The organism is Lutimonas halocynthiae (genome assembly GCF_030409835.1).
Lineage (GTDB): Bacteria > Bacteroidota > Bacteroidia > Flavobacteriales > Flavobacteriaceae > Lutimonas > Lutimonas halocynthiae.
On record NZ_JAUFQO010000002.1, the window covers coordinates 18052 to 42768 of the forward strand.

Genomic DNA, 24717 nt, shown 5'->3' on the forward strand with positions numbered 1-24717 from the left:
TAAAAAAAAATATGGCTATTTTTGTTAAAAAATAAGCCCAATTGTTAACAATTCACCCCAAAGACACCCCGACAGCCAAGCTACATGGCTATTTATTATCCGCTGTAGCGCCTAGACCAATCGCATTGGCAAGTACTATTGATAAAGATGGTAAACCAAATGTTTCTCCTTTTAGCTTTTTTAATGTGTTTAGCGCGAACCCACCTGTGCTGATTTTTTCTCCAGCCAGAAGGGTAAGAGACAATACAACAAAACACACTTTGGAAAATGCAAAAGCAACAAAAGAAGTGGTGATCAATGTTGTGAATCATGATATTGTTCATCAAACTTCATTATCGAGTACTGAATATGGGCAAGGTGTAAATGAATTTGAAAAAGCGGGCTTTAGCATGCTAGCCTCAGAGAAGGTTACACCTTTTAGAGTGAAGGAATCTCCTGTTCAGTTTGAGTGTAAAGTTTTAGAGATTAAAGAACTTGGAAATCAGGGAGGCGCCGGTAATCTGATTATTTGTGAGGTGGTTTGCATGCATATTGATGAATCAATTCTCGATGAAAATGGAAATATTGATCAGGTAAAACTCGATTTAGTGGCCAGAGCCGGCGGGAGTTTTTATAGCAGGGCTAAGGATTCATTTTTTGAAATTCCGAAACCTATTCTCCAAAAGGGTATTGGTGTAGACGCTTTACCTGCAGCGGTGAGAAATAGCAATGTGCTAACAGGAAATAACCTGGGTCAACTTGCAAATGTTGAGTTGCTGCCAAAAGAGAGCGATGTTAATAAGTTTATGCAAGACAATCCTCAATATATGGCCTCAAAAATAAATGAAAAGCATAAATTTGCTCAAGAGTTCTTACAAAAGAATGATGTAGAAGGTGCCTGGAAGGTACTTTTAAGTTGAATAAAAAAAGAAGACAATTAAGAAATGGAAGTAACTGGAAAAATCAAAAAGATTGACGAAACCAAAACATTTGGTAACAACGGATTTAGAAAAAGAGAATTGGTAATTACTACTGATGAACAATATCCTCAAATGTTAATGATCGAATTTGTACAAGATAAATGTGATCTATTGAATAGTTTTAAAGAAGGTGAAGAGATTAAAGTAAGTATTAATCTTAGAGGTAGAGAGTGGATCAATCCTGAAGGGGAAGCTAAATATTTCAATTCTATCCAAGGATGGAGAGTTGAGAAAGTTCAAGCTGGAGCGCCAGGTGCCGTGCCACCAATGGATGCTGCAAGTTTTGCACCTGCAACAAGTGTAGACGAAAATGAGCCAGACGATCTTCCTTTTTAGAGTTAGAAAGTTTTTAAAATAAATAAAAACCATCAATCGTCAGATTGGTGGTTTTTGTATTTTTATACCAGGATTATATAATAGAACTTTGTTATGAGGTTGAAACCACAATAAAATATGACTTTTTAGTAGTTTATGCATAGCATCGTTATGGTTAAACTTCAAAAAGTAATGAAATGGTATATTTTACAATGGTTTCAAGACGTAATAAATTTTCTATTGCATAAAACGGGTTAAAGTATGGTATTGTTAGGTAAAGAGTTGGTTTTTCCTCCTGTTGAGATGGCTAGTGTCGAAGGCATACTTGCTTTTGGCGGAGACCTTCGGCCTGAAAGATTGATTTTGGCTTATCAAAACGGAATCTTTCCCTGGTATAACGAAGGGGAACCTATTATTTGGTATTGTCCGGAAGAGCGTATGGTTTTATTTCCTCAAGAACTGAGGATATCAAAAAGCATGCGTCAGCTTATGCGAAACAATACTTTCAGGATAACAACCAATACTGCTTTTGAACAAGTGATTTCTCAATGTCAAAATAGTCCAAGGAAAGACCAATTAGGCACTTGGATTACTGATGATATGAAACAAGCCTATTTAAAATTACACGAGCTCGGATTCGCCAAATCCGTTGAAGTATGGCAAGATGATCAATTAGTTGGTGGCTTATATGGGATTGATTTAGGCCATGTTTTTTGCGGAGAAAGCATGTTTAGCAAAGAGAGCAATACCTCTAAATTAGCCTTTATCCATTTGGTTCAGGAACTTCAAAAGAAAGATTATAAACTCATCGATTGCCAGGTCTATAATGAGCACCTTGAAAGTCTTGGGGCCAGGGAAATTCCGAGGAGTGAGTTTATGGGTTTTTTAAGGGTTAAGGATTAAGGACTAAGTGTTAAGTGTTAAGTTTTAAGTGAGAAGGGGTAAGGGATTTAAGATTGGACCCGCCTGCCGGCGAGGCAGGGATTGGTGAATTTGTAGCTCCCCTCTCGAGAGGGGTTGGTTCGACTTTAGGAGAACCGGGGTGTGTAAGTAGATTTTTTTGAATGAACTTAGGATAACCAAGAGAAAATAAAGAATTTCAGGGCCGATGAAAGGAATGATTTGGTTTTATATATATTAGATTTATAAATAGTTCAAAAGTGGTCAGTACTATTTAGGCATCGACACTTCAAAAATCTGAAATCTTCAATCTTCAATCTCCAATCAAAAAACTATATTTGTTGCTGTAAACAAAAGTTATGGACATAAAGAATGCACAACTCGCAGTTGATGAATGGATCAAGACTCATGGAGTTCGGTACTTCAATGAATTAACCAACATGGCCCAACTCACTGAAGAAGTGGGCGAGGTGGCTCGAATCATTGCAAGGCGCTATGGAGAACAAAGTGAGAAAGAAAGTGATAAAAACAAGGATTTAGGAGAGGAGCTAGCGGATGTTATGTTTGTCGTGCTGTGTTTAGCCAACCAGACGGGTATAGATCTTCAGGATGCATTTGATAAAAAACTTGATCTGAAGACAAAGAGAGACCATGATAGACATCATAATAATGATAAATTAAAATAGAATGAAAAAGAGTTTTAAGGATCTTACCTTTCTTCAAACATTTTTAGCCATTGCAGTTCTTTTTTTAGTGATTGTGATACTAATAGAGTTTTTGTACGGCCTCACTAGCTTGACTTTTGAGGAGGCTATTGCAGGTTTAAGCAACCCTAAATACTTGATTAGAAAATTAGTAGGATCAGTAATATACGCATTGATCATGACATTCTATTTTAAGCGAAAGCGAAAAAAAACAGCATAAATTGATTAAGAAATTAGCCCATCATAAAGGAAATATTTCGGGAGAGATATTTGTTTCCGGTTCGAAAAGTGAATCCAATAGATTACTTATACTGCAGCGTTCATTTGCAGATTTGACCTTAAAGAATTTATCAAATTCTGATGATACCAAGTACCTTGGAAAGGCCTTGACTGGAGAAAGTGAGATTGTTGACATCAGCCATGCAGGAACCGCCATGAGATTCTTAACGGCTTATTTTGCTGCCAAAGAGGGTAGAGAAGTTGTCTTAACGGGTTCTCATCGAATGCAAAACAGACCTATAAGTATCCTGGTGGATGCTTTGAGATCTCTGGGTGCGGATATATCCTATAAAGATAAAGAAGGTTACCCACCACTTATCATAAAAGGAAAAGAGTTGGTTAAATCAGAGGTGGCTATTCAGGGAAATGTAAGTAGTCAATATATTTCTGCTTTATTACTGATGGCGCCGGGTTTAAAAAATGGATTGAAGGTTCAGTTGCTTGGTGAAGTGACTTCAGTACCATATATCAACATGACCTTAGCCTTATTAAAAGAGCTGGGTGTAGCATATAGTTGGAACGGCAATTCAATAAAAATTAACCCTTTAAAATCTATGGCTAAGGCTGAAATGACAGTCGAATCTGATTGGAGTTCAGCATCTTATTTTTATAGCCTTGTGGCCTTAAGTAATGAGGGTGAAGTAACGTTGCATTCATATAAAGAGAATAGTTTGCAGGGAGATAGCTCATTGGTTGAGACTTATAAGCATTTTGGAGTAAGCACCCAATTTGACAAGGATAAAATCACTTTACGTAAAGTTGATCACAAGGTTGAGCCACTTCGATTAGATTTAAGTGATTCACCAGATTTGGCACAAACCATAGCTGTTACTTGCTTTGGTTTAGGCATAGCCTGTGACCTAACAGGTCTTCATACTTTAAAAATTAAAGAAACCGACCGATTAGTAGCACTGGAACAGGAATTGACTAAATTAGGTGCTGCTATTACAGTTACAGATAAAAGCTTGCACTTAGCAACTGGTAATAAGATTAACAAAGACGTATTAATTGAAACTTACGATGACCATAGAATGGCTATGGCTTTTGCGCCTTTGGCTTTAAAATTGCCTATTCAGATTGATGACGCCGAGGTGGTAACAAAATCATATACCGATTTCTGGGCTGATTTTGAATCGGTGCTAGTCTAGCGAGGTGATCGGAGCTGAGGTGATGGGAAGTGAGGTGATCGGAGGTGAGCACCTCAGCTCCGATCACCTGAGTTCCTAGAAAATTAGTTTTGACCCCTTCACTTAAGTGAGGGGCTCACTTAAGTGAAGGGGTGACAAAAAACAGCATTATGGAAAACATACAACAGTTTTTAGAATTTGAATTACTGCACAGTGGCACCTATGTGATCTCGGTGTTTACAATCGTCAGAATCTTATTGATAATAATTATTTCAAGCATTCTGTTGTGGGTCATCAGGAAAACTCTGATGAGAAAGAATATATTTCAGAGCCTTGATACTGGAACCGCCTATGCCATTTATCAGATTGTCAAATATTTTATTTGGGTAATCGCATTTGGATTAATTCTTGAAACTATTGGTATAAGAGTTACCGTTTTGATAGCGGGTTCTGCTGCCTTATTAGTGGGTGTTGGTTTGGGCTTGCAACAAACCTTTAACGATGTGATTTCTGGAGTAATTCTGTTATCTGAAAGATCCATCAAAATTGACGATATACTTGAGATTGACGGAGATATTGTAAAGATACAGGACATTGGGCTGAGAACTTCAAAAGGGCTGAATCGCGATCAGATTTCGATCATCATTCCAAACTCTTTGATCACCACCAACAAAGTGATCAATTGGAGTCACCAAACCAAACACAATCGTTTTAGGATCAGTATAGGAGTTTCTTATGAATCTGACGTTGACTTGGTAACAGAAGTACTTAAAAAATGTGCCCTGGAAAATGAACATGTCGATAAGAGAGACGGGGTTGAAGTACAACTGTTAGATTTTGCAGATTCTTCGCTGAATTTTCAACTGTTATTTTATAGTGATGAAATTTTCAGGATAGAAAAGATCAAAAGCGATATCAGAAAGGTCATTGTTCGGAAGTTTCATGAGAACAATATTATTATTCCGTTTCCACAAAGGGACCTTCACATTAAAAAAAGTTAATATTTTTAAATTATAGGATACCTGGAACTGAACCTCCATCAACCTTAATAGCGGCTCCATTTGTTGCAGCACTTAAAGGGCTTGATAAAAATAAGGCCATGTCAGCTATTTCCTTGGGTTGGGCGAAGCGTTGAAGCAACGAACTGTTCCGATCAGTTTTGAAAAAATTCTCAGCGACCTGTGCTTCTGTTTTACCATCTTTACTTGCCTGATCTTTTAAAAACTCAACAGCTCCTTCGGTTAAAGTAGAACCTGGAAGAAGCGAATTAACTGTTACTTTAGTCCCTTTTGTGGTTTGTGCAAGACCTCTTGACAAGCTAAGCAAAGCAGTTTTAGTAGTGCTGTATGCAATAAGATCGGCAGGTACCAATTGGGCACACTCACTGGAAACAAATAGTATTCTGCCCCAGTTTTGAGCAATCATTTTAGGTAAAAAGAACCTTGATAATTGAACCGAACTCATGACGTTGACCTGAAACATTTCGTGCCAGTCAGTATCTGTTGTTTCCTCAAAAAGTTTAGAAGCAAAAATGCCAACATTATTTATCAGGATATCAATTTGCGGGATGGCTTCTTGAATAATTTCAATAGCATTTGAGTCTTTAAAATTAGCTGCGATACCTGAAACGTTAGCATTTGAAACTGATGCTTTTAACTTATCAATGGCATTGTCAACCGAATTTTGAGTACGCCCGTTAATGAAGACATGAGCTCCTTCTTTCAAGAACCCTTCTGCCATGGCAAAGCCAATACCAGAAGTTGATCCAGTTATGAATACTGTTTTATGTTGAAGTTCTAATTCCATTTTATGAGATAATTCCAATTGGGCTAAAAAGTATCCAAAGGGTTAAAACACAAGCGATCAATAACACAGTGAGAAGTGCATCAGTTGACCATGTGATTTTAAAGTTTAATTCTTCTTTTTTAAACGTAACAAGCTCTAATAATTCGGCCTTTTTTGGTATTCCAAGCTTACTAAAAAGCATCAGTACTGCAACACTAAATACAAACAGAATGATGGCATAGTGTAGAAAGTTTATATCGAGCATGATTTGAATAAGACTGTCTTGTTCGAGTATGATAATTCCTTCTTTACTCAAATATTCAGTCACAAGTCTGAACATTCCAAGAGCAAAACCAGACCATAATGCAATAATGGCTCCTGTAGCATTGATCCATTTAAAGAAAAGACCAAACAAGAATACCGCGGCAATAGGAGGCGAGATATAGGCCTGAACACTTTGCAAATAATGAAAGAGCCCGCCACCCATTAGGGTTTTCATAAAAGGAATCCATAAAAAACTGGCAATAACAAGTACTAAGGTAGCCAGTTGGCCTACCCAAACTAGTTCTTTTTCACTGGCCTGCGGTTTCCATTGCTTGTAAAAATCAAAAGTGATTAGGGTAGAAGATGAATTAAAAGCAGAAGACAAAGAACTCATCAAGGCAGCCAATAATCCAGAAATGGCAAGTCCTTTTAAACCGATGGGTAAAAAGCCAGTGATCATGGCAGGTAAAGCCTGATCAGGATTGTCTAGAGAAAAATTAAGCATTCCTTTTTGGGCCAATGCATAAGCGATGACTCCTGGAATAAAAAATATAAATACAGGAAGCAACTTTAAAAATCCAGCAAATAAGGTTCCCCTTCGGGCATTACTGATGTCTTTAGCGGATAAGGTTCTTTGTACGATGAACTGATCGGTACACCAGTACCATACACCTAAAATAGGAGCGCCAAAAAGCATGCCGGTCCAAGGGTAAGATGTATCATCTGAAGGTCTCCATAAATTAAAGAATCTTTCTACTGGAGGGTTTTCAGGTTTGCTTGCAGCCTCAGTAAGGGTGTCCATCAAGGCATTCCAGCCTCCGATCTCCATTAAACCATAATAAGTTACTGCACCCGTTCCGGCCAAGAGAATAAAGGTTTGAATCATATCTGTATAGATGACCGCCTTCAACCCTCCCAGAACCGTGTAAAAACCGGTAGCAACGATGGTGATAATGGCACCTGTCCAAAAGGAAATACCCATTGTTTCAAAAACTAGGGCTCCCGCAAAAATGATCAATGAAATTTTGGTGATCACATAAGCCAATACCGAAATTACTGAAAGATAGTTTCTACAAGCTTTTGAATAGCGAATCTCAAGGAATTCAGGCATGGTATATACCCCGGCTCTTAAATAAAAAGGAACAAAAACCCAACCCAACAGGATCAGTATAAGGGCAGCAATGATTTCAAAATTTGCCTGAGGCATTTCGCCCCTGGCTCCGGCTCCTGATACGCCAATAATGATTTCCGAACCTATATTAGACGAGAATAAGGAGGCTCCTATGACGAACCAACCGGCTGTTTTTCCTGCCAGAAAATAGTCTTTGGAATCTCTCGGACCTTTGTTTTTTCTGCTTCCTCTAGACACCCACCAGGCGATCCATAATATGATCGCGAAATAAATGAGCACTATAGATATATCAATAAAATGTAGGTTACCCAGCATGAATAATTGTTAGAGTTTTGGTCAATGTTATAAATGTAGGGATTATTTACCTAATCTGATTTTACCAGTTTTTTAATCCTAATAACTTCTTGCCTAAGTCATTTAAATCAGCTCGTTCGTATTTGATCTGCTCAAAATTTCTTGGATCTCCGGGAAAAGCATAACCGCTCGGGGCGATTCTTTTATCCCATGAATTGATACGCCAGTTTCTTAATTCAGTATTGTCTTCTTCTGCTGGCATCATTGAGATATATTGGGCAATTCTAACTTTGTCTTTGGATAAATTTGGTCTTATCCCATGAGGTTGACAGCTATTAAAAATCAGGAGATCTCCTGCATTGAGTTTGACTTTAACTACATGTTCAGTCAAATCACTTACATCTGGTTTAAAATGATCGCGGTCTTCAGGTTGACTGAGTTTCCAGGAATCATAATTTCTATATAACCACGGAATGCATTGAAAGCCACCCATATCTTCATCATTCTGATCGGCCAAAGCCAAAACGCCTTGGACATTTTGTGGTTTGGTTTCAGGATCATAGTCCCAATGAATAAAACCTTTGTATTCAAACCCAGGTCTTATTGGAAAATTCAGATTTGCTCTGTCAATGGTTGCCCAAAGCTTATCTGTGCCCCATATATCCGTAAAGGCATCATAAACTCTTTGATTTTGGCGATTGTTCCAAAGTGCTTGATTATTATAAACTTCCACCATGCCGGTACCAGCTAATTCTTTCATTTCCATTTCTGCTCTGGGAGGAGCATACCAAGTACTTTGGTCGGTGGCATTTTTTTCTTCAAATTCCCATAGAAATTCAGCCGTTTTGGCTGCCTGTTCCTTTGGGACGGCATTTTTTATAACAACATAGCCATTCTCAATCCAGAATTTCCAGTCTTCTTCAGTCAGCACTTTAAGTGCCTTTCCGTTAGACCGATCATTTAATTTTAATTCGCTGCTTGTTGCAGTAGAAGGGTTGCCGGGAATCTCTTTATGATTTTGATTCGGGCTTTCTCTTTCATTTATTTTTTCGTCTTGATAATTCATGATGTTTGTTTTTATATTTCACTTTAGCCTTAGTCAGTTCAAAGATATACAGCATAAGACACGATCGCTACGCCTATAATGATGTTGATTTGAACAATATTAACAATAATGGGATATATTTAGGATGTAAAAGCAAATTATGTCTAAATTTATAATATGAAAACCGAATTAGAACATATTAATCCCGAACAAGGAAGTTCTTTGAGTTTAATGATCAATCCCGACCTGAGCGATTTTTTCTTTTGGCATTTTCATCCGGAGTTTGAATTAGTTTTTATTGAAGGAGCGGATGGCAACAGGCATGTGGGAAATCATAATTCTAGATTTAAGGGGAGTGATCTGGTTTTAATAGGATCTTACATTCCACATCTGAATTTTGATTATGGGATCAAGACAGCTTACGAGAAAATTGTAGTTCACATGCCGCCTGACTTTTTGAAAACTGATTTTGCTACAACGCCGGAGCTTGTATCGATACATCAGTTAATGGAAGATTCTAAGAAAGGAGTCGCTTTTGGAAATGATACGAAGTCCAAAATAGGTATGAGACTTAAAAAGCTGGATGACCTCAATAGCTTTGAACAATTTCTTGAGATGATGGATATTTTAAATGTGTTGGCTCATGCTAAGGATAAGGAATTCTTGCATTCTTCACCGGTTAAAAACCAGTTTAACACGAAAGACACAGATCGATTAGACCGAATTCATGATTTTATTGATGAACATTATCAGAGAAGAATTGATATTCAGGAAGTTGCGGATTTAAGTCATTTAACAAAACCAGCTTTTTGCCGTTATTTTAAGAAAATAACACGCTTGACTTTTACTCAATTTGTGAATCATTATCGGATAGACAAGGCTAAAAAACTCTTGCTGTCAGGAAAGAACGTTACCGAAACATGTTTTTCAAGTGGCTTTGAAAGCTTATCATATTTCAACCGGACTTTTAAGAAGATCACTGGTACTAACCCGATCTCTTTTCGCTCAAGGTATAAAAACTGAGGTGATCGGAGGTGAGGTGCTCACTTCCGATCACCTCACCTCCGATCACCTCGGAACATATCACTAATAATTCTTATAAAACGAAATCAACCTGTTGTGCAGTTGTGCTTGGATAGGTTTAGTGAATTCTACAAATAGTTGTTGTGGTGGTGCCGGGCTTACTCTTTGGTTATGACAGATGGCTACTTGCTCGTCATTTAAGGCTCTTTCATCACCATTAAATTGTCCCCATTCATGGAACCAAACAAATTCTCCTGGTAAATCCTGATAAACGATATCTTTATCATTCATTCCATTTTTAGTGATGGATAGATTCACTAAGCCTCGAGAGATTACTTCCATTCTATACAGCGCAACTTCGGCGCTTACAGATCCGATCACTTCTTTCTTTCTGCCACTGTCAAGGGTAACCTCACCGATTACGACACTATCTCTTTCCATCTTTTCAATGGTTTCTTTGGTATGGGTTTCGCCTACAACAAAATCTTCAAAGTTTACTTCAAGGATTTGATCAGGGTTTTGAATATTATTATTGGCAGCCTCCTCAGGAGAATAGAATCTAATGAATTCATTATTTTCTATTTGCTGTAAGGTATTCTCTACTTGTTTGTAAAATACATCTGCACTCACTTCATAGAATCGTGATTGAATTGGTTTTAGATTTGCAACGACATGCAAAATAGACCTGTGATAGGCTTCATCAATTTTTTCTCCAACGTTCCTGTATCCGGGGATGAATTTATCGGCTTCAAGAAAATAGAAATAAGCTTGTTTCGCATTGTCTCTGCTGCCCATTGACAGTTGATAAAGCCCAGCTTCATATTGTTCATCAGCTGCTTGTGGTTTAATCCTGTCTAGCGTTTTATAGTATTTTTTTGGATTTGTAATGACTTGTTGTGCACCAGGTGAGCGTTGTATGCTTTCATACATGCCGTTTAGTTGCGTGTAGGTTTTTGCTGCCTTTGTAAACTTAAAATCTACATTTGCCTGATCTTCATTTTCAAGTTTATCCATGAAAGTGTTGATGGCTAAAGGATAAGCATTGGCAAGGGTTTCCTGTGCGTTTTTATTGTTCGGACTTTTGCGTAATTTTTCAACTGAACGCATTACTGCGTCGTAATAATTACCGCGGTCATAAGAAGATTTTGCTGAATTACAGGCTACAAATATTGTAACAGTTGTAAGACAAAGAACCAAATATTTTGTAAGGCTTTTCATTGTTTTCGTATTAAAATTGAGTCGTTAATATAGTTGACTAACCTTGTAGATAACGAAATCTGAGCCTGAATATTGAATTAAAACCCTTAAAAAATTGTAGGTAAAAGTAAAATTCTAATAATTATACTAGAATTAATCTAAAAAAGGATTTTTGATAATTGGAGCAATCTGGATTCGAACATTCCAAATTGTGCCATAATCATCGGGTTTTATAATGGAATATTGAGGTTCAACTCTGAGTTTCCAGGGCGTGTTACCCCATTTTACTGTTTTAGTAACACCCAGGCCGATTGGTAATGTAACTTTATTACCAGATGCTGCATTCCAGTCAATAGAAACATTGGGTCCCATACCTATTGACATACCTTTTCCTTTGATCTGTTTACGCAGAATATATTGGATGTCTGTTTTCGTCACATCTGAGCGATCACTATCTCCTCCTACAGAATTCCAATGTTGGATGATGGTTCCAATGGTCCACTTTTTGGTAATACTCAGCGCCATAAGTGCCGGACCCATCTGTATTTTTCCACTTCCTAAGTTTTCCGAAGCGGCCGTAGGGAATGCAAATGTCAATCCTGCCCCCCATATCAAACCATCCTTTTTATCAGGGCCGTATAATGAAAAAACATTGATATCACCTAAACCTGTTTCTGTACCAGTCTTCTCTCCGTTTGCATCGAATACAGGAGCAGTCACCAACGGGAATACCGGTCGTACCAATAGCATTTTGGATTTACCAACAGGAACTGGAAGCGAAGGCTGGAAATTAAATACATTAGAGACATGAGTTCCATCAACTAAATCACCTGAACTAAAACTCAAGTTTTCCTGAAAGATCATTGACCAAAATCGGGATAAAGGATTTTCAAGCTGCCTGTTAAGGTCATCTATAGAGACTTCTTCTTCCTTCTCTTGAACCTCATTTTCCTGAGAAAATGAAAAAAAGGGAAGTAATACAAATATGATGAGTACTAGCTTTTTCATAAAAGAAAATGGCCTCCAGATTTCTCTGGAGGCCATTAAATATTGTTTATTAATACTGTTTATACAATTTTTCCAGGTTTTTTGTTTCTGGTCTTGCATTTGAAACCCCTGTCAATGCAGGACCATGAGCCTGTAATTCGTCGGGATATTTTTCTTTTAATTCTAAATGACGTGTTCTCATACGAACAAACCCAGAATTAAAGTGCAATAATGGTACTTCTAGGCCCTCTTTTTCACGAATATCATTTTGTAAGTCAAAATAATTATCTGTAATCATACCTGGAATACCTTTTGTCCAATCAATTTTATATACACCTTTTACAGTTGCAGACAAATTTTGGCCATTGTATATATGGACATAATCTCTTCTGCTAAAAGTGTCACCATTCATTAGTAATGAAGTTTGGTCAATTCCATCTATAACTCTATCTGTTGGTATGTTTTTTGTTCCATCACCAATACGAGCAAAAGTTGTAAATAAATCTGTTACATGAATAATATCTCCTACAACAGAATTAGGCTTGATAGTGCCTGGCCACCAAGCAAATGCAGGAACTCGAACACCACCTTCGGTATAATCACCTTTTCCTCCTGTAAATATTGTTTCTACCATTCCTAATCCAGGTGGTGGATTATGAATCATTGGACCATTATCTGCCATTGCCACTAATAACGTATTTTCTGCAATTCCCAAAGTCTTCAATTCAGCCATCACTTGCAATATAAATGCATCTACTTTTGTGTAACCGTCACTAAGTAATGATCTACTATTCGTTGTTTTTTGTGGGTTAGCGATAAAAGAGGTCATTTGAGGAGAATAATACACGAAAAATGGCTTATCCGTAGTTGCATTTTTTCTAATAAAATCAATAGTTCGCTTTTCACATTCTGCATCTACCTTCATGTAGTCTTCGTGTGTTGGTAAGCCCCATTCTTTTACTTGTTCGCCTTTTTTCCCATCAAGAGTTAAAATCCATCCTCTTGGAAGGAAATTATCATCTAATTGGTATGGGTTTTTAGGAAACTGATCTTCCATCACCCCAATAATTGCATTTGCACCCTCGCCGATAGGATTCCATAAACTCAACACTTGGTTATAAGGAGTAAACAGGGCCTCATCAAACCCTTGATTTGTCAAATAAGATTCTTCAATATCACCTAAATGTCCTTTTCCGTAGAATGCAGTTGCATAACCTGCATCAGATAAAACTTCTGCTATGGTAACTTCTTCAGCGGCTAAACCTCCATTTTCAACAGGAAACCCTGGAATAAACATTCCATTACGATAAGGTTGTCTACCTGTCATTAAAGCCGCTCTAGTAGGTGTACAGGATGGTTCTGCATACATTCTTGTAAATAAGATCCCTTCTTCTGCCATTTTATTAGCACCTGGTGTATCAAAACCTCTAATTTTATTAATTGCAGGAATTCCTGCATCACCAAAGGCCATATCATCCCATAAAATATAAACGATATTTGGTGTTTTTCCATGTTTCTTTTTTAATTCGGATAATCTTTTGTCCAAATCTTTATCTTCAGATGCCCAGCGTTCACCGTTTTGAGCCTCTATCACATAATATTCGGCGTCATGAACAATTTTGTTCTGGGCAGATGCCAGACCTGCTGACCCAAATAGAAATAAAAAGATTAATAAATAATAGTTATTGTATTTCATAATTGAATTATAGTTATTAATTAAAGATTGTTTTTTTGCTATTTATACGCATTTAGAACTTCTTAAAGCGAAGGTCTTAAAATAAAGAAAATCTACGAAAGGTCAAAATTAATAATTGTATACCTTTACAAAGGTCAAAAATCGGCAATACTATGTCTGAATCCTTTGTTAAACATGAATTTTTATTCAATGATTTTGATGAATATGCAAAATTCATTAGGCAGGCCGATATAGAGCAATCTCAATTGAGTCAAGGCAGTTTTAATGGTAAATTAAATCACTTGATTCATGGGCCGATCATTATCAGTCACCATCAAATGAATCAAAAGATTTTGCAACGTGGTGCCGCAATGAAAGGCTATACTACCTTTTTGATACCTGGAAATATGAAGCAGGATTTTATATGGAGAAAAAGTAATCTAAAAGGGAATGTGATTGGAATTCTGCATGAAGGTATGGAACATGATTGCGTAACACCCCAGAATTTCGTTGGATATCCTGTCTCAATTGAAAATACGTATCTGGTTAATATTATTCATAACTTAGGTTATGCTAAAATCCTTGATCACCTTTATTCGAATGAATCTGTTACAATAGACCAATTCAAGGCACAAAGGCTTCATCGATTGTTATTGAATTGTTTTAGGGTTGAAAATCAGAACCTTGCCAAGCAATTAGATGATTTACTTGTATTGTTAATTAAATCTCTTCATGAATCAATTGAAAAGAATACTTCGCCAGAAAAAGTTGGAATTGGTAAAATTAAAACCTTTTCTCAGGCCAGAGATTTTATTCATGCGCATACTGAAAGTACAATTTTGGTTTCTGAATTATGCACTTCTCTTGGGGTTAGTGAACGAAGCCTGCGATATGCCTTTGAGCTAACATCAGGCTTATCACCAAAAAAGTATATCAATCATTGTAGATTAAACAGAGTAAGGTCAGACCTTAAATCTGGCGGTTTTGAAAAGATAATCGAGGTAGCGCATCGCTATGGTTATTGGCATACCGGGCAGTTTGCGGCTGATTATTTGAAATTGTTTGGTGAATTACCTTCCAAAACACTTAAAAATGCTTAGAAAATTGAGCTAAGATAAAAGAGCCTTTTTGTTTAAAAAGCTTGCTGTCTGATCTTTTATGCTTCAATTCGAGATTAATAAAGGGTGTTGTTCTTACATTTTCAGAAAAGGCCAAGTCTTAAAGTTACTAAAATTTGACGAAATATTCCATAACAAAAGTCATTAGAATCAAGCATTTATTCATTTAACTTTAGTTCGTATAAATCTGTATTGACCAATACAGATTTTAAGTGACACATAATACATTAAATATTTTAATAACTGAATATCAGTTCATTGAAATATTTGAATTATTCAACTCACCCCTATGTCCAGTCGATCTAAAATAAAAGTTGCGCTTCAAGACGGGTCAAATATTGCGGTAATTGGAGGAGGTCCTGCCGGTAGTTTTTTCACTTATTATGCCCTTGAATTTGCCGACAGACTTGATTTAAATATTAACATAGATATTTATGAGGCTAAAAACTTCACGAGAATAGGAGCTGGGGGTTGTAATCATTGTGGAGGTATCATATCAGAGTCTCTGGTTCAAAAATTATCTACCGACGGTATTATTATTCCTGCAGAGATTATTCAAAGGGGTATAAATACGTATACGATGCATGTAGAAAAGGGTGATGCTGTGATACAAACACCAAGCAATGAAGACAGGATTGCTTCAGTATTTCGTGGATGCGGCCCTAAAGGTTGCCTTGATACTTCTCAACGAAGTTTTGATAATTACTTGCTGGATCTTTGCAGAGAAAAAGGAGTACGGGTTATTTTAGAAAAAGTTACTGAACTTGAAAGATGTGACGAAGGCATCATTGTAAAATCTAAAAAATTAGAAAATAAGAAATACGATCTTGTAGTTGGGGCTGTTGGTCTCAACAAAAAGACGCTGAACATGTTTCAGGCAATATCTGAACAGTTCGTTCCACCTCAGGTTACCAGAACTTATATTAGTGAATTTTATTTAGGGCAGCGTCAGATAGATAAGTATTTTGGGGGCTCAATGCATGTGTTTTTGCTTAACCTGCCCAATATTACTTTTGGTGCCTTGATTCCTAAAAATGACTATGTAACGCTGGTATTATTAGGGAAAGATATTAATAAAGAAACTGTCGAAAAGTTTATTACGGCGGAGCAAGTAAAAAAGTGTTTTCCTGAAAATTTCATATTACAAGATGCTGCACCTTGCAAGTGTTACCCTTTTATTAATGTTCAAGGAGCCAAACAGCCATTCGATGATAACATTGTATTGATCGGAGATTCTGCGTCTTCAAAACTTTACAAGAATGGTATTGGAGCCGCTTATATTACGGGGAGAGCAGCGGCAAAAGCTGCCATCTTTGAAGGGATTTCCAAAAATAGTTTTGAAAAAATGTATTTGCCAGCATGCAGGAGTCTTGATCGAGATAACCAGATTGGAAAATTGATATTTTTGGTCACAAGGATTATTCAAAGATCTTCTTTATTAAAAAAAGCAGTTCTTAATGCTGTCTTAAGAGAACAAAAGACAAACAATACTGAAAAATTAATGAGCCTGGCATTGTGGGATACCTTTACCGGAAGTGCTAGTTATCGTAATATATTAAAACGTTTTTTTCATCCGGTACTTTTGTTCAATTTGATAAGAGGAGTCTTTTCCAAGCCTTTGAAAACGGCGCATCACCAGCAACAAGCTAAACATAAAGATTTAGGGCAATTGTATAAAAATGGAGAAGTAATCATTAAACAGGGTACTTCAGGAAATTGTCTTTTCGTAATTCAGGAAGGGAAGGTAGAGGTGATCAATGAACACAATGGAGAGGATATTAAATTGGCAGAACTGGAAGAAACGGAATTTTTTGGTGAAATGGGTTTGTTTGAAAAAGATGTACGCTCTTGCACAGTAAGGGCTTTAGGAGATGCCAGGGTGCTCACTATTGATAAAAAAAATTTTTACGAGTCAATTCAAAACGATGCCTCATTGGCCTATAGATTGCTTGAAAAAATGTCAAACAGATTACGCGATGCGAATAGGATGATTAATGCTTAATGGGAATAATATAGAATCAAAAATATAATAGATTTTATCCTTTGAAAATTATTTATAGACTTTCGGACAATAAAACAGGTGTTTGGTCCTAACTAATAATATTTTACAATGTTAAAATATTATATTTCATAATCATTTTTAAAGGTTTTAATGTTTGTGAAATAGCAGGTTTTAATACCTAAACCCCCTAATTATGAAAAAAAATTACTTTTTTACGCAACTTCAAATAGTTTATCATAAGATCAAATTCGGATCTCATTATCAAATGATCATTACGTGTCTTGTATTGTTTTGTTTTTCCTTTTCGGGATATGCGCAAAAAGACAAGGCTATTCTCCCTTTGGTTTGCGTCAAAAAAATGGAAAACGGATTGTACCAGGCAACATTCTCGTACGAGAACCCAACTAAAAAAGAGGTGGTTATTGATGAGAATGGAAGTATCATCAAGTCGAATAATGGTAAAAGAGTTGCTAAAGGCCTGAATAAATTCAAACCTGGCGTGAATAAAAAGGCTTTTACAAAAGAATTCGGTGCCGGTGATTTTATTGTATGGACCATCACCAGCAACGGAAAAACACATGAGGTGGTGGCCAATGTGAATTCGGGCTATTGTGAGCCTGATAAAAATGTTATAGAACCTGTAATCGGAAATGGAAAATCATTTGATATTATCGGACAAGAACTGACATCATTATGTGAAGATGTTGCCGGAGAGGCTCCTTCAAATCTTATTTTTCAAATAGTCGGTGACAAGGTGCTTGTTGAAATAGTGCCAATTTTTAATAAAATGCCTGAAGTAATTGAATTATTACAAGGGCCTCCATTTAATAGGACACCTTCAGACTTCCTGTTAAATCTAAATGCCTATAACGGTCTGTCAGCTGTGGATGTTTATATTGAACCGGGAAAATTATTATGCGAACTAAATCTTCATGAGGATATTATAAACTTTGCCAGACCGGCATATCCTGCTAAGAATAATACCGGGGGGGTTAAATCTAAGGGAGATGGAGCCCAGACTTCAAATTTGGTGCGTGATTCGTTCCGCATGAAAAATGCTGATGGAACTTTTGTAACTGTAGACGGGTCTGACATTACTGTTGGTATTTTATCTGATAGTTATAATATGTTTGTCCCGGGAGGCAATTTAGCTGGTCTTGATATTTCAGCTGGAGAATTACCAGATGATAATGAAGTGGTTGTAGAAGATAGCCGCTTCAAGGCAAGTGATGAAGGAAGAGCTATGGCTCAGATAATTCATGACGTGGCGCCTGGAGCCACCCTGAAATTTCATACTGCTACGGCTTCTCCCCGACAATTTGAAGTGGCTTTTGATAAACTGGCCGCGTATAGTGATATTATCGTAGATGATATTACTTTTATTACAGAACCCTTTTTTGGTGAAGGACGTATTTCTAAAGCAATTCAATCCTTTGTGAATAGTGCACCTGAGAAATTTCATTTCACTTCAGCAGGAAATTTTGCAAACAAGGGTTATCAAAGTGTTTTTAATCCTACCTCGACGGCACCCGTTACTAATTTTATTGACCCCTCATCTACAACTGTGGCGCATGATTTCAATAAAGGTGCGGAAGTTGATTACCTTCAGAAAATCAGCGTAGTAAAAGGTACATATTTAATAGCTTTGCAATGGCAAGAGCCTGTCGCATCTCAGGATAATAATAATGGAGCCCTTCAAGATCTTGATATATACATCGTTGATGACTTCGGTCGTTTGCTTGTTGGAAGCAATCGTGTAAATGATGCAGGAGATCCTACAGAGATCATCGTTTTCAGGGCCACGGGATCAGGTGAGGCGAACATTTTAATTACAAACGCGAACGGTGCTAATAATCCTAATGTTAATGTGCCCTTCAGGTATATTGCTTTTCGGACAAGTGGTGATGATAATGTGCCGGACGGACTAAAATTTGAAGAGTATTTTAATGAAGGAATAAACTTTGGAGCACCAACAGTAAGCGGTCATGCCATGACTCCTGAATCTGTTACCGTGGGGGCGGTTGATTATAGATATGCCGACAATCCTGTTGCTGAAGGGTTCTCATCCTATGGGGGTCAATTATCTGACAATACTACTGAAGTTAAAATTGACCTTTATGCCCCGGATGGTGGTAACATCGCATCCAAATCTGAACCTCGAACTATAGGATTAGGTATAGATGCTCAGTGCGACACTTGTGATAAGGATGGTTTCTTGAATTTTTATGGCACCTCGGCCTCAGCACCCCATGCGGCGGGAGCAGCGGCATTATTAATGTCAGCGGCAAAATCCTGGTTTCCGGATGGTTTCCCAGCAACGAAGGCTTTAAGTACGTTTAAAGGAACCGCAACAACTTTTAGTACTCCTGATGGTTCAGGTGGTGCTTTCCTCAATACTTTTGAAGCTTTTAAAAGTATTGCAGCCCCATTACCAAAAATATTGGGAAAACTAAAATATGATGATGGAGTGACCCCCAGTCAACAGATTTTTGAAGTTTATGTTTATGGAGAATCACTTCCTGTAGACATTAAGAAATTAAAAGTTTTATTTGACGATAAAGAATTGGAGAATGTTGAATATTTTACAAGGAATGATTCAACTTTTATCTCGGCCACTGTACCTACTTTTTTTGGAAATCCGAAGTTAGTGATTGTTACAGAAGGGAATACTCCCGGTGGTACTGATGGAGGTGAATCTAACCCGGCCTATTTCTTTGACGACGGTAAAATAGCCTTAAACATTATTGCAAACAATGCGACGTTTAAATTTGGACAGGATATCGGACCTTCTTATTACAGGCCCGATAAAACAGACCCAGATTATGTTCCTCCCTTTTTTGTAGAAGGTCTTCCAGAAGGCGTTACCTACGAGTCACTGGAATTAGAGGATGGTCTTCCACCTGTTGTTTTAAACGATGATGAACTGAACAGATACCTTGGAAACGAAGGTAATGGTTATCCAATAGCGGGACTTTATATTATGAAACCCTCTTTTGGAGATGCTGTTTTAAGTGATGTGCAGCAGGAAAAATACCAGATTAATTTTATCTCGGGTTATCTCGATGATGAGTTGGGTGAAGTTGGTTATTTGACCATAAATAAAAATGATTTAATTATTAAGCCAAATGTTACTCAGGATTATACCTATGGTGACATCATTGACATTAAAAATAAATATTTATTTGACGACCCGGCAGGAATAAAAAGTCCAGCCGATTTTTACGCTGAAATTGAAGCGGCTCATCAAGATGATTTTTATGCTCAAAACACATTGGCCTTAGTCAATAGTTTTAAAGGGCTGGCCAATGGATATGATTATTTAGAACTGTTAAACGGAGGAAGCTGGATCGCAACTGAAAGAACCATATTTAACAGTTTTAAAGGACTGGCTAATGGAATGGATATTGTAGAATTGGATATCTCTCATTTCACTGATTATATAGATGCCAAGGAGGCCCAGGGAGAAACAAACGCATTTAAGGGCCTTGCAAACGCATTTAAGGGCCTTGCAAACGCATTTAAAGGCCTTGCGAATGCTGCGGATCTGTTTGATCCTAATGTTGAGGTTTCTTTTGAAAATAGCTTCAAAGGTCTGGCAAATGGCAGTGATCTTGGAGGCGAATCAGATAATAATGATTACTCATCGGTATTTGCGATCATTGATGAAACAGATTTTCCTACACAAGAGAACCAGGATGTAGAGATTTCAAGGTTGTATGCCTTGAATCTTATAACAGGATTAGAGGTCACAAGTGGTACTGATGGTCATTATATTTATCCGGGGGCATTTTTAAATGCCATGGCAGCAAATTTTAATATAACTTATGATTTTGGAGAAATTACCATTAAGCCAAAAGATCTTACGGTAAGTATTCCAAACTTCACGATTGAATATGGTGATGCTCTTACAAAAGCGAGACTGTTAGAAGATACCACTGTTTTTGAAGATTGGGCCTATGGAGAAGATATAGCAACTTATTTTGCTGAAGACGAGCAGCCTTTTGAATTTGTTAAAGATGGTCAACGACCATACAAAATAGGTGACCTTAAAGACCTTGGTGAATATGCAATCAAGCTTAAAGCCCTTGATAATTATAATATTGAAACTGTTGGCACTTTAACTATTGCACCTGCTACTTTAACCTTTACGGCGGTTTCAGAGACAATTATTTATGGTGAAACTCCTGTAATAGAACCTGAATTTGGCGGGTTTGGTCATGGAGAGTTGAAAGATGTGTTAAAGGTTAATGGTCAGATACCGTATTATTTCATGAAAGACGGCGCAACATTTACTATGGCGCAGCTAGCAGATATGAATGTTGGAGTTTATGAAATTTTCATTAAGGATTATCCAAATGATAATTATGTATTTAGCGACACAAAAGTTGTTAGTGACACAAAACTTGGCACTTTAACTATTGCACCTGCTACTTTAACCTTTACGGCGGTTTCAGAGACAATTGATTATGGCGAAACTCCTGTAATAGAACCTGAATTTGGCGGGTTTGGTCATGGAGAGTTGAAAGATGTGTTAAAGGTTAATGATCAGATACCGTATTATTTCATGAAAGACGGCGCAACATTTACTATGGCGCAGCTAGCAGATATGAATGTTGGAGTTTATGAAATTTTCATTAAGGATTATCCAAATGATAATTATGTATTTAACGACACAAAAGTTGTTAGTGACACAAAACTTGGCACTTTAACTATTGCACCTGCTACTTTAACCTTTACGGCGGTTTCAGAGACAATTGATTATGGCGAAACTCCTGTAATAGAACCTGAATTTGGCGGGTTTGGTCATGGAGAGTTGAAAGATGTGTTAAAGGTTAATGATCAGATACCGTATTATTTCATGAAAGACGGCGCAACATTTACTATGGCGCAGCTAGCAGACATGAATGTTGGAGTTTATGAAATTTTCATTAAGGATTATCCAAATGATAATTATGTATTTAGCGACACAAAAGTTGTTAGTGACACAAAAATTGGCACTTTAACCATTAATAAGGCTACACTTTCTATAACCATAACTCCGGAAAAATTGATTATTAACCAAGGTGACATTCCGGACATTACAGCTTCATTTGATGGGTTTGGTCATGGAGAGTCTGAAGATGTTTTGAAAGTTAATGGTCAAATACCGTATTATTACCTGAATGGTAACACAATGTATTATTCTACTGATGTACCAGGAGCCTATACAGTGCAAATTACAGCTCCAACTAATTATACAATGGTATATAGTAATGAGGCCACCTTGCTTATAAATTCAATCGATAACGTAAGAAAAGTACGTACATTTTCAGATTGTGTTAAATATAATGGTCCAGAAGATTATACCGTAATATTCCGCTATGAAAATGATAATGACGAAGTTGTATATGTAGCAGTTGGATCGGATAATGAATTAGCTGGAGGCGTTTTGGATGATGGAAGGCCGCCTGCTTTCTTTATGCCTGGAGGTGGAACTTTTGAAATTCGTTTTAATGGTCAACAATTAACATGGAGTCTTACAACCTTCGGTAGCACTAATAAATCTTCAGTTTCATCTGCAAATCAGAGTGATACTGGTGAATGTGGTGCAAAAATAGATGGAGCGTCATATACACTTACACTTTATCCTAATCCGGTTACAGATGGTAATTTGACCATTGAACAAAGTATGCCTGAAATTAGTACTGTTTATATATTAGACATGTATGGAAGGGTTTTATACACTGATTATGGTTTTGATGGAATTACTAATACGGTAGACATTGATATGTCTGACGGAAATCTTTATCCAAGTGCAATGTATGTTGTAAGAATAGTAAGCCAAGATCAGGTGAGAACCTATAACATTATAAAACAATAAGAATTATAAATGATCATAAATCATAAAGTATCTTTTGCTGCTGTTTGCCTGTTTTTATTGGCATGCTTGCCAGGTTTCTCACAAAACGTCAAAATAGACAGCTTAAAAGGCATTGTTGAAACAGGAGCAAAAGATACTGCCATGGTAAATACACTGAATGATTTAAGTGTATTGTTGAGACGGAATCAAGATGAAGAGGAGGCTATTGAAACCGCGTCCAAAGCTTTGGAACTGGCTACCTCGCTGAATTTTAAGAAAGGAATGGGATATGCCTTAAAGAATTCAGGTTTGGTATACTATAACAGGGGAGATTATTTGGAGGCCCTTGATGATTGGACAAAATCTCTGGAAATTTTTGAATCGGTGCCCGATACTTTAGGCATGGCGAATATTATTAATAATTTGGGAACACTGTATTTTCAGGCAGGAAGCCTTCCCAAGGCACTCGATAATTATTTAAGATCCTTAGGCTTTGCTGAAAAAGCAAAAGACACCTTTCAAATGACAACAGTTCTATATGGTATTGGGGCTATTTATGGTGAACTTAGGGAATATGACAAGTCTCTGGAATATTTCAATCAGATGGGGCGTTATACAGAGAACCTTAACAATAATCAGCTTAGAACTTATTATTTAATGGGATTAGGTGAGGTTTATATGAAAAAAGGAGATTATGAAATGTCCTTAAAATATTATAAAGAAGCTCTCCCTCTGAACGATGACACACCTGAATATACTCATAATTTGACCATGTTGGGTACTGTTGAACAAAAAATCGGAGATATTGATAAATCGATAGAATATTTGAACTTGGCATATGAATCTGCTAAGGAAAACAAACAACAATGGGAGACAGTACAAACCTTAATACCTTTAGGGAAATTATATCAGGATAGTGATTTTTCTAAAGCCATAAATATTTATAAAGAGGCTGAGTCAGTAAGTAAACAAATGGAAACTGACAAATCTCTGGTAGATATTTACAAGGGAATGTCTGAAACTTATGCAATTCACGGTCATTTCGATAAAGCTTATCAATACCAGGAATTATATGAAGCCGAGAAAGATTCCTTATTCAATTTAGAAACTGACGATAAAATAAGAGGCCTTCAATTTGATTTTGATCTTTCTAAAAAAGAAGATGAAATAGGACTGTTAGAAAAAGAGGCAGAAATTCAGGAATTTAAAGAAAGAAGACAGAAAAATATGCTCTTTGCTACGGGTATAGCTTTGTTTTTAATTGTTTTACTGGCCATAAGTTTATATAGAAGATATAAATTTACTCGGGAAACCAATTTAATCATTGAAAAAGAAAAGGACCGTTCCGAAAAACTGTTGTTAAATATTCTTCCCGAGGAAACCGCCCAGGAATTAAAGGAATTTGGGAAAGTTAAAGCCAAGCGTTTTGATTCGGTTACTGTACTGTTTACTGATTTTGTTGGTTTTACGGCCTATGCCCAAAACCTTGAGCCTGAAGAACTAGTGAGTAGCGTTGATTATTATTTTTCTAAGTTTGATGAGATCATGGAGAAGTATGATGTGGAAAAAATAAAAACGATTGGGGATGCCTATATGTGTGTGTCAGGTTTGCCAGAGCCTGGAGAAAACGATGTTTTTAGAGCTGTGCAGGCCGCTTTTGAGATTGTCGAATTTATCGAAGCGTCAAAGAAAACGAAAATGACTGACCTTACGCAATTTGATATCAGAATTGGGATCAATACCGGTCCTATTGTTGCTGGTGTTGTAGGGACCAAAAAATTCGCATATGATATTTGGGGTGATACCGTAAATGTAGCATCACGAATGGAGTCAAAATCAAAACCTGGTAAAATTAATATCTCTGAAAGTACTTATGAGCTGATCAAAGACCAATACGATTGTGAATTTCGTGGCGAGATCGACGTCAAGAACAAAGGGATGATGAAAATGTTTTTTGTGAATACTAAGAAGACGGATCATTTATCTTAAAATAAATCGATAACTTTTCCCGTTACTATAGAAGACCTAATAAAATCATTGAGACACTAATTGAAAAAGTCCGATTATTTATT

General features: G+C 36.9%; 18 protein-coding genes. 12 read left to right on the forward strand and 6 right to left on the reverse strand.

Annotated elements, in window-relative coordinates:
- The first annotated feature begins 41 nt into the window (after positions 1–41).
- From QWY87_RS03040 to QWY87_RS03070, 7 genes are all read left to right on the forward strand, one after another.
- Positions 42–899, forward strand: coding sequence for a flavin reductase family protein (locus QWY87_RS03040; RefSeq protein ID WP_290288071.1), 858 nt, complete (start codon positions 42–44; stop codon positions 897–899).
- A gap of 24 nt (positions 900–923) precedes the next feature.
- Positions 924–1295, forward strand: a complete 372-nt coding sequence (locus QWY87_RS03045) for a DUF3127 domain-containing protein (protein ID WP_290288073.1) — start codon at positions 924–926, stop codon at positions 1293–1295.
- Positions 1296–1535: 240 nt separating this feature from the next.
- A complete protein-coding gene (aat, locus tag QWY87_RS03050) occupies positions 1536–2177 on the forward strand; it encodes a leucyl/phenylalanyl-tRNA--protein transferase (RefSeq protein ID WP_290288074.1) in 642 nt (213 codons plus the stop codon).
- 356 nt (positions 2178–2533) lie between these two features.
- Positions 2534–2860, forward strand: a complete 327-nt coding sequence (locus QWY87_RS03055) for a nucleotide pyrophosphohydrolase (RefSeq protein WP_290288075.1) — start codon at positions 2534–2536, stop codon at positions 2858–2860.
- A gap of 1 nt (position 2861) precedes the next feature.
- Positions 2862–3098, forward strand: coding sequence for a hypothetical protein (locus QWY87_RS03060; RefSeq protein WP_290288077.1), 237 nt, complete (start codon positions 2862–2864; stop codon positions 3096–3098).
- 1 nt (position 3099) lies between these two features.
- Positions 3100–4305 (forward strand): 3-phosphoshikimate 1-carboxyvinyltransferase, encoded by a 1206-nt coding sequence (locus tag QWY87_RS03065; RefSeq protein ID WP_290288078.1) that lies wholly within the window; start codon positions 3100–3102, stop codon positions 4303–4305.
- A 149-nt stretch (positions 4306–4454) separates the two neighbouring features.
- Positions 4455–5285 (forward strand): mechanosensitive ion channel family protein, encoded by an 831-nt coding sequence (locus QWY87_RS03070; RefSeq protein WP_290288080.1) that lies wholly within the window; start codon positions 4455–4457, stop codon positions 5283–5285.
- 10 nt (positions 5286–5295) lie between these two features.
- Here QWY87_RS03070 and QWY87_RS03075 read toward each other — a convergent pair whose 3' ends face one another.
- The 3 genes from QWY87_RS03075 to QWY87_RS03085 all read right to left on the reverse strand — a co-directional run bounded on the left by QWY87_RS03075 (position 5296) and on the right by QWY87_RS03085 (position 8825).
- A complete protein-coding gene (locus QWY87_RS03075) occupies positions 5296–6090 on the reverse strand; it encodes an SDR family NAD(P)-dependent oxidoreductase (RefSeq protein ID WP_290288081.1) in 795 nt (264 codons plus the stop codon).
- Position 6091: 1 nt separating this feature from the next.
- Complete coding sequence (locus QWY87_RS03080; RefSeq protein ID WP_290288082.1) at positions 6092–7780, reverse strand: sodium:solute symporter; 1689 nt, start codon at positions 7778–7780, stop codon at positions 6092–6094.
- 61 nt (positions 7781–7841) lie between these two features.
- Positions 7842–8825, reverse strand: coding sequence for a phytanoyl-CoA dioxygenase family protein (locus QWY87_RS03085; RefSeq protein ID WP_290288084.1), 984 nt, complete (start codon positions 8823–8825; stop codon positions 7842–7844).
- Between the two features lie 156 nt (positions 8826–8981).
- Between QWY87_RS03085 and QWY87_RS03090 the strand changes: the two genes are divergently transcribed.
- Positions 8982–9827 carry a helix-turn-helix domain-containing protein gene (locus QWY87_RS03090; protein WP_290288087.1) on the forward strand — a complete coding sequence of 282 codons (846 nt, stop codon included), beginning with the start codon at positions 8982–8984 and terminating at the stop codon, positions 9825–9827.
- A 63-nt stretch (positions 9828–9890) separates the two neighbouring features.
- Here the strand turns inward: QWY87_RS03090 and QWY87_RS03095 are convergent, their stop codons facing one another.
- From QWY87_RS03095 to QWY87_RS03105, 3 genes are all read right to left on the reverse strand, one after another.
- Complete coding sequence (locus tag QWY87_RS03095) at positions 9891–11045, reverse strand: hypothetical protein (protein ID WP_290288090.1); 1155 nt, start codon at positions 11043–11045, stop codon at positions 9891–9893.
- Between the two features lie 132 nt (positions 11046–11177).
- Positions 11178–12068, reverse strand: a complete 891-nt coding sequence (locus tag QWY87_RS03100) for a hypothetical protein (protein WP_290288093.1) — start codon at positions 12066–12068, stop codon at positions 11178–11180.
- A gap of 13 nt (positions 12069–12081) precedes the next feature.
- Positions 12082–13707 carry a sulfatase-like hydrolase/transferase gene (locus QWY87_RS03105; protein WP_290288095.1) on the reverse strand — a complete coding sequence of 542 codons (1626 nt, stop codon included), beginning with the start codon at positions 13705–13707 and terminating at the stop codon, positions 12082–12084.
- A gap of 152 nt (positions 13708–13859) precedes the next feature.
- Between QWY87_RS03105 and QWY87_RS03110 the strand changes: the two genes are divergently transcribed.
- The 4 genes from QWY87_RS03110 (at position 13860) to QWY87_RS03125 (ending at position 24634) form a co-directional block, all read left to right on the forward strand.
- A complete protein-coding gene (locus QWY87_RS03110; protein WP_290288096.1) occupies positions 13860–14786 on the forward strand; it encodes a helix-turn-helix domain-containing protein in 927 nt (308 codons plus the stop codon).
- Between the two features lie 307 nt (positions 14787–15093).
- A complete protein-coding gene (locus tag QWY87_RS03115; protein WP_290288097.1) occupies positions 15094–16806 on the forward strand; it encodes a cyclic nucleotide-binding domain-containing protein in 1713 nt (570 codons plus the stop codon).
- 193 nt (positions 16807–16999) lie between these two features.
- Positions 17000–22666: a S8 family peptidase gene (locus tag QWY87_RS03120; RefSeq protein WP_290288098.1), complete on the forward strand. Its 5667-nt coding sequence runs from the start codon at positions 17000–17002 to the stop codon at positions 22664–22666.
- 9 nt (positions 22667–22675) lie between these two features.
- The gene (locus tag QWY87_RS03125; RefSeq protein WP_290288099.1) at positions 22676–24634 is read left to right on the forward strand and encodes an adenylate/guanylate cyclase domain-containing protein; all 1959 of its coding nucleotides are present in this window, start codon (positions 22676–22678) and stop codon (positions 24632–24634) included.
- The last annotated feature ends 83 nt before the right edge of the window (positions 24635–24717 follow it).

What these genes read in the sequence shown, in the direction of transcription:
- QWY87_RS03045 (WP_290288073.1), top strand. Translation starts at nt 924, where the DNA reads ATGGAAGTAACTGGAAAAATCAAAAAGATTGACGAAACCAAAACATTT.
- aat (WP_290288074.1), top strand. Translation starts at nt 1,536, where the DNA reads ATGGTATTGTTAGGTAAAGAGTTGGTTTTTCCTCCTGTTGAGATGGCT.
- QWY87_RS03055 (WP_290288075.1), top strand. Translation starts at nt 2,534, where the DNA reads ATGGACATAAAGAATGCACAACTCGCAGTTGATGAATGGATCAAGACT.
- QWY87_RS03060 (WP_290288077.1), top strand. Translation starts at nt 2,862, where the DNA reads ATGAAAAAGAGTTTTAAGGATCTTACCTTTCTTCAAACATTTTTAGCC.
- QWY87_RS03070 (WP_290288080.1), top strand. Translation starts at nt 4,455, where the DNA reads ATGGAAAACATACAACAGTTTTTAGAATTTGAATTACTGCACAGTGGC.
- QWY87_RS03075 (WP_290288081.1), bottom strand. Translation starts at nt 6,090, where the DNA reads ATGGAATTAGAACTTCAACATAAAACAGTATTCATAACTGGATCAACT.
- QWY87_RS03080 (WP_290288082.1), bottom strand. Translation starts at nt 7,780, where the DNA reads ATGCTGGGTAACCTACATTTTATTGATATATCTATAGTGCTCATTTAT.
- QWY87_RS03085 (WP_290288084.1), bottom strand. Translation starts at nt 8,825, where the DNA reads ATGAATTATCAAGACGAAAAAATAAATGAAAGAGAAAGCCCGAATCAA.
- QWY87_RS03090 (WP_290288087.1), top strand. Translation starts at nt 8,982, where the DNA reads ATGAAAACCGAATTAGAACATATTAATCCCGAACAAGGAAGTTCTTTG.
- QWY87_RS03095 (WP_290288090.1), bottom strand. Translation starts at nt 11,045, where the DNA reads ATGAAAAGCCTTACAAAATATTTGGTTCTTTGTCTTACAACTGTTACA.
- QWY87_RS03100 (WP_290288093.1), bottom strand. Translation starts at nt 12,068, where the DNA reads ATGGCCTCCAGAGAAATCTGGAGGCCATTTTCTTTTATGAAAAAGCTA.
- QWY87_RS03105 (WP_290288095.1), bottom strand. Translation starts at nt 13,707, where the DNA reads ATGAAATACAATAACTATTATTTATTAATCTTTTTATTTCTATTTGGG.
- QWY87_RS03110 (WP_290288096.1), top strand. Translation starts at nt 13,860, where the DNA reads ATGTCTGAATCCTTTGTTAAACATGAATTTTTATTCAATGATTTTGAT.
- QWY87_RS03115 (WP_290288097.1), top strand. Translation starts at nt 15,094, where the DNA reads ATGTCCAGTCGATCTAAAATAAAAGTTGCGCTTCAAGACGGGTCAAAT.
- QWY87_RS03120 (WP_290288098.1), top strand. Translation starts at nt 17,000, where the DNA reads ATGAAAAAAAATTACTTTTTTACGCAACTTCAAATAGTTTATCATAAG.
- QWY87_RS03125 (WP_290288099.1), top strand. Translation starts at nt 22,676, where the DNA reads ATGATCATAAATCATAAAGTATCTTTTGCTGCTGTTTGCCTGTTTTTA.